Raw genomic sequence first — 12,515 nt, 5'->3', positions numbered from 1 at the left:
AACACCTTATGAAAAAAATGAAATTCTACACCGCCTTAGTGCTTACCCTGCTACTTATTTCTTGCGGCAGCGATGACCCTGCACCAGTTATTCCACCAACACAGGATTTAGACTTATCCGAAACAACAATATGGACGGGACCTACGATTGTTTTTCAAAAATCTTCGGGAGGCGACCCATCCGCAGCTGAAAACCGGGACGTCATTACGCCAAATGTTATCATTACAAGGGGCAACTCTGGTGGCCAAATCTACAATGCTGCTAGCGAGAACAGTGCCAATAAAAACACCAGTCCTGCTGGCACGTTGTGGGCAAGGGGAACCACCGACAACCTTCAAAATTTGGAATTTTCCACGTTTAGGGGAACCTTGGCCAAACCCAAGGATAATGTAGGAGTGAATTTGGTATTGTTATTAGTGGAAGATAATATTGCTTTGGATATTACCTTTACCAGCTGGTCCCAGCAAGAAGCTGGTGGTTTTGCCTACGAGCGTAGTTCCATGGAATGAAGCATTAAGTTGCTAAACCCTTATTTCCCAAACCCTTGAGAAATGTGCATGAAACCCAAATTTTTGATGTTATTGTTCTTTTTACCATTGGGGCTAATGGCTCAGGATTGGGAGCAGGATTATCAAAAGGTAGTACAGCGGGCCTCCCAGGAAAACAAACTCATTCTTTTGGTTTTTTCGGGGTCGGACTGGTGTGCCCCCTGCATTAAATTGGAACGCACCATTTGGCAATCAGAAGAGTTTCAAAACCATGCCAACGCCAATTATGTGCTCTATCGAGCAGATTTCCCAAGAAAAAAAGCCAATCGGTTACCCAACCCTATCTTAAACCAGAACAAGGCGCTTGCAGAACGCTTTAACACCAATGGGCTTTTTCCATTAGTGATTTTGATGAGGGCGGACGAGACCGTACTGGGCCAAACGGGTTATAAAAAGTTGGACCCCAACGCCTATATCGATCACTTGAACTCATTTCTAATAAAATGAAAATCCTGCTAAGCGCACTGCTAATGGTCTTCTTCCACGCCAAGGCACAGGAAGATTTGGTTAACGTTTCGCAAGTACTCAAACTGATGGGCACCCGCTTTGAGATTACGGTGGTTGCGCAAAACGAAGAAATTGGGTATATCAACATCAATGAGGCCATTTCAGAAATTAAGCGAATAGAAAAATTGATTTCCTCGTGGGATGAAGGTTCTGAAACCTCCAAAATAAATAGGAATGCTGGCATACGCCCAGTTGTGGTAAGCAGGGAGCTTTTTGGGCTTATACAGCGAGCAATAGGGATTTCTAAAATTACGGATGGTGCATTTGATATTTCCTATGCCTCCATAGATTCCGTTTGGAAGTTCAATGGGGAGATGACAAAAATGCCCAGTCCAGAAGCAATACGGGAATCTGTCCAAAAAGTGGGCTATGGGAAAATTGTGTTGGACCAAACAAAAAGTACCGTATTTCTCCCCGAAAAGGGAATGAAAATAGCCTTTGGTGCGCTAGGCAAGGGCTATGCAGCAGACAGGGCCAAAGCATTATTGGTGTCCAAAGAAGTTATTGGTGGCATAATCAATGCATCCGGGGACCTAACCACATGGGGTACCAAATATTCTGGCGAAAAATGGATGGTGGGCATCACCAATCCATTGGATAAGACCAAAGTGTTTTCATGGTTGCCCGTTATAGAATCTGCCGTGGCCACATCGGGCAATTATGAAAAATTTCTTCTCTTTAAAGGTCAGAAATATTCCCATATTATAGACCCAAGAACTGGATATCCCACCCAAGGTATACAAAGCGCAACGGTATTTGCAAAAAATGCCGAACTTTGTGATGCTTTGGCAACTGCGGTTTTTGTGATGGGAAAAGACGCAGGCGTACACCTGATCAATCAATTGGATGGTGTTGAGGTTGTTTTGATAGACGATGACAATAAAATCCTCACTAGTTCCGGCATCCTCTTGGATACCTTTGAAAAATAATAAGATGAAAAGTGTTCTTTTGGCCTTAACCTTACTTCTTACCACCAGCTCCTGCGTAGTGGTAAAGGAATATGACAAAGCCTACATCAATGATACCGAAATGCAACTTGGATTGCGCGGTTGCGAGCGTTTTGAAACCAATTTCCAAATCTACAGAGAAGGTGCTGCGGGCGCCAATGGTGGAAAAACCGGAGGTGGCTGTGGGTGCAATTAAGGACTAAATTGCCAAGCCAAATCTAAATGGACTATGCTTATTAACAGCCCTGATAAATGCAGGAATTTGTTGACCTAAGGTGTAATATCCTATTGGGCGGGACACTATGTTCTGCCATGAAAAGGGGAACAAATGACAATACGAACCCTATTTATCCCTCTATTTGGAAGAAGTAAAACCACAATAGCACCTATTTGTATATCATAAAGACACGGAATCAGAAAAGACCAACCAAGGGGGTACCAAATCTGGGCATTTTATAATGGAAAAAACAAATAAAAAAAGCCCATGATATCAAGAACCATGGGCTTTTGTGTTAACCATATCCACTTTATACCAAAGGCGTACCTTTGATACGTTTCTCAATTTTCTTTTTCTTTTCTGTAAGCCGCTTCATCGTATCCATGAGGTTTGGGTCTTTAGATTCCTTATACACTTCATTGATATCGAGAATTAGTTTTTTCACCTCTCTAGAAGCCGCAACCCTATCACTCGTAGACATATGGCTTAAAGTTCTATTCTCAAACTCTTCGGCATGTTCCAACAATTTTTCTATCATGTTTATCTTATAATTAAAACGATTTATCCCATTTGAGCCTTATTTAGCTACATATGACCTTGATTGGTCCATGACCATAAGCCGTGAACAACTACTAGGCCAAAAAAATTCGTTTGGGAAGGTAAACAAATTTCTGCGCCAATATAAAGAATAAAGATTGAATAGATTTCTCAAAATCTCGTTAAAATCGTAAATTACTTAAAATACTCTGTATGAAATCTTTTTCTTACTTTTTTTGTTTGATTATTGCATATCTCTTTATGCTTTCTTGCAGCACCGAGGAAGATGGTCCCGTTGATACCACAACTACCGATGTATTGGGTACTTGGCAGTTAACACAGCTTACGGTAAGTTCCGCAATTGATGCCAATAATGATGGGATAACTGCCACTAATCTGCTGGAAGAGGTGGATTGTTTAAACGAAGTTCTTACCATAACCGCAAACGGTTCTTGGAACCTTGGCGGGGTAGCACCTGCCCTAATTTCCTCCATAACCGGAAATTTATATAATGTTACATGCTCTGAGCCTTTTGCCCTTTCCGGAAATTGGGAGGCCGCCAGTGGTACGTTACAGTTAAATGGAGGTGCCTTAACCCAATTTACCTTGTCCGGAGATCAATTGATACAGAATGTTGGGGATGACCTTCCTGGCATCAGGACCAAAGTGTACCAGCGACAGTAAATTAACCTCTTATCCATTCTATATCGTTACTACCGTGGGCTACGCCTAATGGTTGCTTACATCAGTATTAAAAGACTTCCGATGGCGAATCCAGCTGGTTTTACCAATAGAAAAGAGCGTCATTGCCGTCCCAATCAAGGGTTGGTCGGCATCCATTCCAAAGGATTTAATATGGTCAAAAACTAAGGGTTTATAACGCTAATTGCCTTAAAATGGTCCGGGAATCATTCTTTTTTTCGTACCAACAGGGAGTCTTGTTTAAATTCTATGGTTGCCTTTTCCTTTTTTATAGGTGACGTTAGTTTCAAAGACTGTACATCCGATACCTTTTCAAAAGAATTCTGACCAGTTGTCAACCCATTATCACCGAATATAATGTAGCCCAGCAAACAGATATTGAGAACTATGGAAAGACCTAATACGGAACTTATTGGTACAAGCCATTTTTTTTCATTTCTAAGGCTTTGTCTTTGTTTGGTATCCAACAACGATTTTTCTTTTTTGGACAGTTGCCTTAATGTAGAGACCTGTTTCAAAAAATTATCCCATTTTTCTTCTTCCTGAACCACAAGTTGACAAAAACTTGATTCCGCTACAAAAGCTTTGGTGGCCGCTGTTGAAGAAATCATAAAAACCTTAAATCCGTTGCCACTCATGACGTCTAGCAATTCCGGATCATATTCAAGAATTTCGCTGACCAGCCGTGATGCAAACTCCAAGCTATAATGGGGATATAGAAATTCGTTATACAACAACCGTAGTTCAAAGTAATTGTCCTTGGAGGCAGCAAACTTTAAAAACTTATCCTTTAGTTCTGCTTCAAAGAACTTGCCCATAGCGAATAGATTAATTTTTTCTTCAAAATTATCTTAATTTAAGTTAGAAAAACAACCAGTTACCCTGTTTTACCAAATGATAACTTTTGTCAATTCGATTGGATTTAAGGGATTTAAGAATTCAAGATTTAGATGGACAAACCTCTCTATCTATTTTCTTTCGTTTCTGAAAATCATTAAAGGAGACATTTAAGTGTATTTTGATCCCAGTAAGCGCAACCTATACTGCATTTTACTTAAAATGATGTTGGGCAAGTGAAAAATGATGTCCTTACCTGTATGATATAGATTAATTCTTAAAGATTGTTCACTTTTCTTTCTTCTATCTTAGCTCTTATTGCATTGGCCTTTTCTTCAGTAATGTCATAAGAATTCATGATATACATTGCCACCAAGGTACCAACAACGGGGAAAAAGCAGAAAATGGCATGCAAGCCCTGAATGGCATCGGGTTGCTGCAATGTGGTGAGATCGGGATCAAACCCCACGACACCCAAAAAAGCCGCACCTAAGCCCCCGGCAATGGCAAAACCGACTTTTACCATCCACCAATAAATAGCCCCAAAAACACCTTCCCTTCTTTTACCACTATTTAGCTCATCAATATCTATTATGTCCGCTGTCATGGACATCATAATGGTGAACAAGCTTCCAATACCAAATGAAAAGAACGGCAAGCAAATGATATACAACCATGGTTTTCCGGGGATAAAAAGAAAATACATCATAATATACCCTATTATGGAAATTGCTTGGGAAATCATAAATGCTTTTCGCTTACCCATGGTTTTGGACATCCATGCCACTATGGGAATCACAATAAATGTGGTTCCCAAAGCTCCTAGACACCCAAATAAGGACACCCATATCCCAGAGGCCTCTGCATCACCATTGAACAATTTATAGACGATTACAAAAAATGTCAATGAGGACACTGCAAAGAACGCATTGTAGATAAAGAAGGTGGAAAAACAAATTTTTCTGAATTCGGGAATTTTGAAAGCCTCTTTAAAATTTTGGGCAATCTTAACCAGGCTACCGCCAATATTGGCGGCATTAAGCGGTTCATAATCCTCATTGAGGGTAGATTTACTTTTGATGAACAATGCCGGTACAATGGCACAAATACTGCAAGGTATCGCTACCCAGATAGCAAGTTCACGGACAGCAACATCTGCGGATGGAAACCATTCTGGATCATACATTATGACCCAAAACCAAGGGGCAATGACCCATGCCCATTGACCGATCCACTGGGCAATGGCCATAATATTGGTGCGTTCATGAAAGTCGTCACTCATTTCATACCCCATGGCTACATAGGGTACACTAAAAAAGGTTAGACCTAAATAAAAGATGATGGACCAAATGAAAAAATACCAAAAGTTGTACTGGAGGGAATCTTCCTTAAAAAGTTGCCACATAAAAACATAGGCCACCCCCATAATAAGCCCACCAAGCAGCACATACTGTCTGCGGCGGCCCCATTTGGATTTGGTATTGTCAGAAATGAACCCCATAATGGGGTCCGTAATGGAATCAAAAATCCTTGGAAAAAGGTATATAAGGGAGTACATCCAATTAGGAAACCCTAAATCTTGAACCAAAACCACCATAAAAATGCCCAAAATAGCTGGAAACATTTGGTTGGCGAACATCCCAACACCAAAAGCAATCTTTTGTCCCAGTGGGACTTTCGTATGAATCTGAATAGCATGGTCTGTCATTGTCTTCTTTTTTGTCAATTCGTTACTATCTGTATATAATCTACCTCAGCACAACGGTTTGGAGGGCCGGTTCCTTTAGCTGCGTTTCAGCGGTTATGTCTCCAAGCGAAAGGGAGATGTCCTTGCTGTTATCACAAGGATTACATTAGCCAATAAACACACAAAGCCATAAAGCAAAACCCTTGCGGCCATATGTGCTTTATTTTTATTGTTCTCCATATTGCGACTTAAATATTACTGCTTAGTGGACGGCACCAGCGCATGTTGCATCATTGCATCGGTATCCCCTTTAAATGTCTTTTCTATGGGCAGACCACCTCTGGTAAGACCCTTAAATGTACCCTTGTCCACTTCTTCCCAAAGGGCGTATTTAGCCTTCCCATCCACGGTAAAAAGACCAAAATGTTTTTCGGAATCCCCTGGATTTTCACCACCTTTCCAAGGCTCGTCAAAGGCCTCAAAATAAAAACAAGAGATACCTTCTAATCTGGTCCAATCCCGCATATGTCCATAGTACAAGGCTTCTTTATACTCATCTGTGGCCTTAGAACCATTGGCACCATAAAACCCAGTTGAAAAACTGGCCCATCCTGTTTCTCCGATATGAATTGGTTTGTTTAAACCCAAACTTGCCACATACGCTTGGACCCCTTTATACTGGAATATGGCGTATTCTTTGGCCCTTAGCATGGCTGCCTTAATTTTATCGGTATCCGCCAAACCCTGCTCATTGGGCATTGTGCCCCAAAAACTAGGATTGTAATGTGTGTCATGCATGGGGTAGGTATGTATGGATAAAAAATCTACGGCTTTGATCAAGTTATTTAAATCCTGTACATGGTATTCCGTACCACCGCCGCCCCAAGACGCAAAATTATCCGAACTGGTGATCCATAGGTGTTTGGGCAACTGCCCATCCCTCTTTAACGCTTGCAGATGGTTTACCCACTTTAGGATAATTCCCGGCTGCACATAATAACTAGTTGCCCATTTCACCATAGCCTCGTTACCTACGGCAATTGCCTTTACAATGTCTGGATATTTTTTGGCCAACCTTACGGTCTCTTTAATTTCAACGGCGTTACGTTTACTTTCCTGGTTATGGTCTGGCTCCAGCTCCGTCCACGCATTCTTGCAATCTATCCATGCCCCAAGCATCACATACATTTCAAAATTAGCGTCGGAGGCTTTTAACTCGCTTATGGCCTGTAATACATTTGCGGCATGCGGAAGGTGCACCTTATACGTACGCAGCATCCTAACGCCCATGGCATGTAGGATTTTCATATCCTCTTTAATTTCGGAAAGGGTAGGTTCAACGCCATGGTCATGATCTCTATAACCACCATAAGACATGGCCAAAAAGTCCGGGTTTCCTAAAATATCCTTGGCTGTCAACTCTTTGCTGTTTATCAGGTCATTGGTCTTATGCTCCAATTTTGCGTCTTGCTTGCAAGACAGGGCAACAAGCCCCAAAACAATACAGGATAGGATTACAAGATTTTTTTTCATGTGTTCATAGTTCTGTGAATTCTTACACTACTTATGTAAACATACTTCTATTCGCGTTACGGTGCCATCCCTAAGAAATAGGCTTTTAGAGGTTATGGCATCCAAGGAAGTGGCATCAAAAACCACCCTTGAATTGTCATTCATAAAAACAGTAGTGGTATCCAAACTTCCCAGTCTATACACCACAGGTACCTGACAATAGGTAAAGGCAAGGCTATTGGGCTCCAAGGCTATTTCCTGGAGAGAATTATGGACATCAAGATATTGGAAGATGACAGCTTTCTTAAGGAACTCCTCCTTTCTTAACAAGTGGGAGATAAAAGACACTATCCCTTCCTCAACAACTACACCCAGCTCCCCAAACCTACTTAAAATATCCTCCTTTACCTGTCCTGTCATCCCCGGTTGTTGCGCGCCTTTACCTGCGGGTGTATGGGAATAGGGATCGGTGGGAAACGCACCGTACAGTTCGGGGGATTTGTGTACGCCTATGCCCTCATTGATTTCATAATAATGCTCCAAAAGTCTGCCTATGGTTTCATCTGAAGCCCTTTCATGGATGGCACGTAAACAGATTTCCTGCACGGCCAAAAGCAGTTTGGACACCATATGCCAATAGATGGACCCAAGCCCTTCATACCCAAAAAAGGTTCCTGAACGGCCTGTAAAGGATTTATGATCAAAAACTGCCTCAAAAACATCCAGTAATAGCTGCTGTTCTTTGTTCACCAAATCACCATATGTAGCAGTTGGCAAACTTGCCAATGCGGTCTTTAGACTATCCGCATTATTAAAATCCCCATTAAAATGATACCCACCATCGGCGCTTTTTTCTATGATGGAGTTATCTCCGGCCTCCAATAATTTTTGGAGGAGTACCGATGTTTTTATGGCTGGCTCGGGAATGTTGTTTTTGACCACAAATTTGGGTAAATCCTTGTTGGGGTATAGGATGTAGCTATACTGATCAGCGCGGAACAAGGCACTATTTTTTAAACCATCCAACAAGACCACCGCCTCCTCATTACCAATATGGCCAGAACTAAGAACAGCTACCTGCCCTTCCAACATTTCGGCCAGATAAGATACTTCAATTTCGGTATCTGATTTTACCGTCATTAAATTATAGGCGTGGTACAGCCCATCTTTCCGTTTATTTACGGCAATACTTTGTTCTAGGTATTTTAGGGCAACCCCCACAAAAGCTTGTACATCTGCAGCCGTAATTTTCTTGGTAGCGGAAGAAAAACCGTTTTGGTAAACAGAACTTCTATATCTACTTCCTGCCTTACCTAAGCCATCCGTAATTGTTTTTCTGTCCCTATCCGTTATGTTGTTTCCTAAAAGGTGCTGATAATCAATCAGGGTTTTGGAAATTTGTTTAAAGAAATCGGACAATTCCATAGAAACCTCAAACTGCTTGGCAGTGGAATTACCCAACAAGCCCTTAAAAAACGCTAAGAAACGTCTTAAATAATAAAGGGTTACCATAGAAACCCCATTGCCTACCAATGCATTATTGGCATCGTTCCATTCTGGCCGTTGGGTATTCATCCAAATACCACCTTCTGGGATAAAGTTGGATACTTTGGCAAGGACGGTTGCCAAAAGTTTTTCCATCATGTTCACCCTGTATATAGACCCATTTTCTAGCCAGATAAGGGCGCCGTCCGCGCCAATTTTAGCTCGTTTTTCACGAATGGAACTATCCAAGTCTTCATCAAAAAGAATGGTATCCTTTGGGTTCTCTAGGATGGAACCATAGTCTTTAATCTTATAGGGAACGTTGGCATATACAAAAATCCGTTCTTGAAAATATCGTTGTAAACTACCCGGATAATGCTTTTCACTAAATTCCAAAAATTTAAGAAGGTAAATGATTTGATGGTCTCCCCAATACCCTATGTAAGACCAAGGGTCGTCCGGTTCAATAGTTTCCCAGTCAAAGCCACTTTTGGTGACCCTATACGGGTTATACCCGTCAAAAGTGGTCGCATTCAGGAACTTATGAATCATGCTATCTATGAACTCTGGGTAGGAATGGGCCAAGGCTTCCCAATTTTGAAAAATATCACGCCAGTTGCCCTCGTAGTCCAATATTTTATCACCATTCTCTGTGACGGTATTTATGGAAAACTTATTCCATGGCCTACTAGGGTCACCGTGCCTTCTACTAAATTGTAACGGGAGGTATTCCAAACATAACCTGGCTAAATCCTTGTCCGCAGTTTGGTTGGCCAATTCTTTTAATTTTTGAAGGGGGAAGGTCCTTGGTAGGTTGTTTATAGGGTCCCTATTAGAGGTAAATACCTTGCTATTTGCTTTTTGGATATAGGTGCTAAAATCTACTTTCTCAATGGTGTAGTTATCATCAAAAATTCCTCCACGCATCATATTGAAGAGCACATTGGAATAATGGCGGGTATTGGTTTTTTGGTCGGCCGTTAGTTGTTTGGCATCGGCAGCGCTGGTCAATCGCACCAAATTTGCAGACCCTTTGGAAACATCTTTGAATACGCTTTCCCATAAACCGGAAGCGACTTTGAGCTCTTCGGAAAGGCTGATGACCCTAGCGGTGCTTTTGTTCACATCTGCCACCAGCGCCCATTCCTTGGATTGCCCCGCGCTAAGCTTCACTTTAAAAACATCAAAATAAGCCCCTCTTTCCGCTTTAACATCCTCCTCTGGCGCCACGTTATGTCCGTTCCTGAACGCATCTAGTTGTAGTGAGGATAATAACTTCGTTGATGGACCACAGCCCATGGACCAGACCACATTGGCCTTGAGCGCCTCACTGGGTTCTGCCTTATCCACAATAATCGCACTTAGGGCAAAAATACCTAGGCCAGAGTCCGCAACCAACTCGCTACGCTTATAGGCATCTACCAAATTACTGCTCCCTTGTTGTGTTGCCGCATCTACCCCATAGGGCATAATATTCTGTATTCCATCAAGAACGGTGAGCTCCACAGCACTCCCAGAGGTATTCAAAAGCGTACTTTTTCTTACAAAACCGTAGGTATGGCTAGAACTCCATTGATACCGATAAGTAAGTCCTAAGTCCTTGTTATTTTCCTCAAAGATGATTTTGTTGCCAAGTTCACTTTTAAAAAGGTTTCTAGTGATGTTAAAAAGGCCGGTATACCTATTTGAAAAAGGCTCCCATATGAGATGCGTTCCATCTGCCCGCTCTATTTTAACTATGGTCTTACTTCCGGTGATATCAAAAGACTCCGTAATTTTATCATCCGTGTAATAGGGAAATAGTGCATAAGCGCTATTTTTTCGGCCAGCCGTTAGGCCGCCATTGCTAGCAATAAACATCCAATGGTTAGAATCACTCACCACACTCATAAAGAAGGGGCGCAGTGCATCACTATTTTCTATCTTATAGTAACCTTCATTCTCTATCTGGATATACTTCATCAACTTCTATTTTTATACATTTTTTTGCCTTCTGCAGTGCGTTATTGACATTTGGGCTTTTGGCTCTAAAGTTTCCATAAAAAAAGCAGCGTTGCTTTTTCATAGGATAGGCCATTGGGCCACTTTTAGAACAACTTCTTTTTTGGTTGAACAGCTTGGCAGATTCCCTTTACCATGTCTCACTATTTGGTTTTATTTTCTTTTGCCTTTTCTAGTGCCTGTTGAATATTTATAGACTTAAAAAAAGTGGTAATGGAATCTGCGGTGACACCATCTCCATATGGATTTAATTGATGTGCCTGTAAGAGCGAGTAATAAGCAGCCCTTGGATACAATTCATAGAGCCCCATGGCGTCCGTTGGTCCTTTTCCACAAATCCCAAACCACTCCTCGTTCATGTTATTCCCGCCTCCGGGCACCATGTCCCGGTCATATCCCCCATTGGACCAAGAGGCGTGGACGTCATGGATTTCCTCATTAACACGATCATTAAATCCATACTTCCACCAGCCGTCACTGAACTGAAAGGTAAAACCACCAATAACGTTGTTGGCACCGCCCAGCCCATATGCGTTCTGATACACTTCCTTCCAATTTCCCAATACATAATACGCCTGCGAAACCTGGTCTTCTTGTCCTTCGACCGCATTATATGCATCTGCCCCAAATTCGGTAAGGAGAAGTGGCTTGCCCAATTTTTGCTTGACCACGTTAAAGAGATCACCAAAAGAAACTCCCCGGTAGGTATTGGTGCCAAAAACATCCACATCTGTACATTCCGCTGCAATGATATCTATGAACTGCACATCCCCGTTACAAATGGCCACGGGGTGTGACTTATCCAGTTCTTTCATCATCCTCGACGCGGTATTCATTAAACGGTACATGGGTCTGCCCCGGGTTTCCCCAATAAGTGCCTTTTCCTTTTCGTCCTCCGGAAAGTCCTCGCTTTCCGCGCCGGCCCAAAATAGGCCGTAGTTATTTTCATTCCCTAAAAGGTACAACAACAAGCCCGGGGTATGTTGGTATTCCTTGACCAGAGCAGTCACCTCTGTCAATAGCAAATCTTGGGTCTCTTGATCTGCATAATCGGTTACGGGCACCCAATTGCCCTTTATCGTTAATCCATAACGTCCAAAGGAATGGTTTAACATGGTATACATTCCATGGTTTTCATAAATATACCTAATCCATTTAGCGGGAACACCGGTGTACAACCTTACGGCGTTCACATTCATATTGTGCAGTAAAGACATTTCATAATCCAATGCCTTTTGGATGATGTCATCGGGTTTTTGCCAAAAATTAGCATTTACCGCATTAGTGCCTCTTGGAATATAATCCCAGTTCATCCCATTTACCATAAACTCCCGTCCATCTACCAAAAGTTTATTTCCTTTTTCATCAGACACCAACTGCACCAGATTAGATTGGCCCTTTACCATGCTTACAAAGAGTAACATCCCCACCAAAACGGTAAGAACGGGGTCTAGCCCAAAAGCTCGCCTCTTTTTATTGCTATTATAATCTTGAACCCCCATATGGCGTTTGCTCTGTTGAAGAATTGAATTGGC

Annotated in this window: 11 protein-coding genes; 5 read left to right on the top strand and 6 right to left on the bottom strand. The window is 41.9% G+C overall.

All coding sequences use genetic code 11. From position 1 onward, the window contains the following. The first annotated feature begins 8 nt into the window (after positions 1-8). From I595_RS14490 to I595_RS14475, 4 genes are read left to right on the top strand one after another with little or no spacing between them, the layout of a single operon-like run. The gene (locus I595_RS14490) at positions 9-509 is read left to right on the top strand and encodes a hypothetical protein (RefSeq protein ID WP_054560167.1); all 501 of its coding nucleotides are present in this window, start codon (positions 9-11) and stop codon (positions 507-509) included. 48 nt (positions 510-557) lie between these two features. After that, entirely contained in the window at positions 558-995 is a 438-nt protein-coding gene (locus I595_RS14485; protein ID WP_054560166.1) for a thioredoxin family protein, read from the top strand. Continuing rightward, positions 992-1,984 (top strand): FAD:protein FMN transferase, encoded by a 993-nt coding sequence (locus I595_RS14480; protein WP_054560165.1) that lies wholly within the window; start codon positions 992-994, stop codon positions 1,982-1,984. The genes I595_RS14485 and I595_RS14480 overlap by 4 nt, the downstream gene beginning before the upstream one ends. Positions 1,985-1,988: 4 nt before the next feature. Continuing rightward, complete coding sequence (locus tag I595_RS14475) at positions 1,989-2,198, top strand: DUF4266 domain-containing protein (protein WP_054560164.1); 210 nt, start codon at positions 1,989-1,991, stop codon at positions 2,196-2,198. Positions 2,199-2,529: 331 nt separating this feature from the next. Here I595_RS14475 and I595_RS14470 read toward each other — a convergent pair whose 3' ends face one another. Further along, positions 2,530-2,757, bottom strand: a complete 228-nt coding sequence (locus tag I595_RS14470; protein WP_054560163.1) for a hypothetical protein — start codon at positions 2,755-2,757, stop codon at positions 2,530-2,532. Between the two features lie 212 nt (positions 2,758-2,969). Between I595_RS14470 and I595_RS14465 the strand changes: the two genes are divergently transcribed. After that, the gene (locus tag I595_RS14465; protein ID WP_157449760.1) at positions 2,970-3,440 is read left to right on the top strand and encodes a hypothetical protein; all 471 of its coding nucleotides are present in this window, start codon (positions 2,970-2,972) and stop codon (positions 3,438-3,440) included. Positions 3,441-3,664: 224 nt separating this feature from the next. Here I595_RS14465 and I595_RS14460 read toward each other — a convergent pair whose 3' ends face one another. The 5 genes from I595_RS14460 to I595_RS14440 all read right to left on the bottom strand — a co-directional run bounded on the left by I595_RS14460 (position 3,665) and on the right by I595_RS14440 (position 12,482). Beyond that, positions 3,665-4,276 (bottom strand): hypothetical protein, encoded by a 612-nt coding sequence (locus I595_RS14460; RefSeq protein ID WP_054560161.1) that lies wholly within the window; start codon positions 4,274-4,276, stop codon positions 3,665-3,667. A 296-nt stretch (positions 4,277-4,572) separates the two neighbouring features. Beyond that, a complete protein-coding gene (locus I595_RS14455) occupies positions 4,573-6,003 on the bottom strand; it encodes an MFS transporter (protein ID WP_054560160.1) in 1,431 nt (476 codons plus the stop codon). A gap of 234 nt (positions 6,004-6,237) precedes the next feature. After that, the gene (locus I595_RS14450) at positions 6,238-7,515 is read right to left on the bottom strand and encodes a glycosyl hydrolase family 17 protein (protein ID WP_054560159.1); all 1,278 of its coding nucleotides are present in this window, start codon (positions 7,513-7,515) and stop codon (positions 6,238-6,240) included. A gap of 27 nt (positions 7,516-7,542) precedes the next feature. Then, a complete protein-coding gene (locus I595_RS14445) occupies positions 7,543-10,941 on the bottom strand; it encodes a hypothetical protein (protein WP_054560158.1) in 3,399 nt (1,132 codons plus the stop codon). Between the two features lie 182 nt (positions 10,942-11,123). Further along, complete coding sequence (locus I595_RS14440) at positions 11,124-12,482, bottom strand: glycoside hydrolase family 2 TIM barrel-domain containing protein (RefSeq protein ID WP_217997196.1); 1,359 nt, start codon at positions 12,480-12,482, stop codon at positions 11,124-11,126. Positions 12,483-12,515: the final 33 nt, after the last annotated feature.

The sequence above is a fragment of the Croceitalea dokdonensis DOKDO 023 genome, from assembly GCF_001306415.1.
Classification (GTDB): Bacteria; Bacteroidota; Bacteroidia; order Flavobacteriales; family Flavobacteriaceae; genus Croceitalea; species Croceitalea dokdonensis.
This window is presented reverse-complemented; position numbering and strand designations above follow the sequence as displayed.

Bases quoted from the DNA above. Each gene is read 5' to 3' on its own strand.
- I595_RS14490 (WP_054560167.1), top strand. From the start codon at position 9: ATGAAAAAAATGAAATTCTACACCGCCTTAGTGCTTACCCTGCTACTT.
- I595_RS14465 (WP_157449760.1), top strand. From the start codon at position 2,970: ATGAAATCTTTTTCTTACTTTTTTTGTTTGATTATTGCATATCTCTTT.
- I595_RS14445 (WP_054560158.1), bottom strand. From the start codon at position 10,941: ATGAAGTATATCCAGATAGAGAATGAAGGTTACTATAAGATAGAAAAT.
- I595_RS14450 (WP_054560159.1), bottom strand. From the start codon at position 7,515: ATGAAAAAAAATCTTGTAATCCTATCCTGTATTGTTTTGGGGCTTGTT.
- I595_RS14475 (WP_054560164.1), top strand. From the start codon at position 1,989: ATGAAAAGTGTTCTTTTGGCCTTAACCTTACTTCTTACCACCAGCTCC.
- I595_RS14470 (WP_054560163.1), bottom strand. From the start codon at position 2,757: ATGATAGAAAAATTGTTGGAACATGCCGAAGAGTTTGAGAATAGAACT.
- I595_RS14480 (WP_054560165.1), top strand. From the start codon at position 992: ATGAAAATCCTGCTAAGCGCACTGCTAATGGTCTTCTTCCACGCCAAG.
- I595_RS14455 (WP_054560160.1), bottom strand. From the start codon at position 6,003: ATGACAGACCATGCTATTCAGATTCATACGAAAGTCCCACTGGGACAA.
- I595_RS14460 (WP_054560161.1), bottom strand. From the start codon at position 4,276: ATGGGCAAGTTCTTTGAAGCAGAACTAAAGGATAAGTTTTTAAAGTTT.
- I595_RS14485 (WP_054560166.1), top strand. From the start codon at position 558: ATGAAACCCAAATTTTTGATGTTATTGTTCTTTTTACCATTGGGGCTA.
- I595_RS14440 (WP_217997196.1), bottom strand. From the start codon at position 12,482: ATGGGGGTTCAAGATTATAATAGCAATAAAAAGAGGCGAGCTTTTGGG.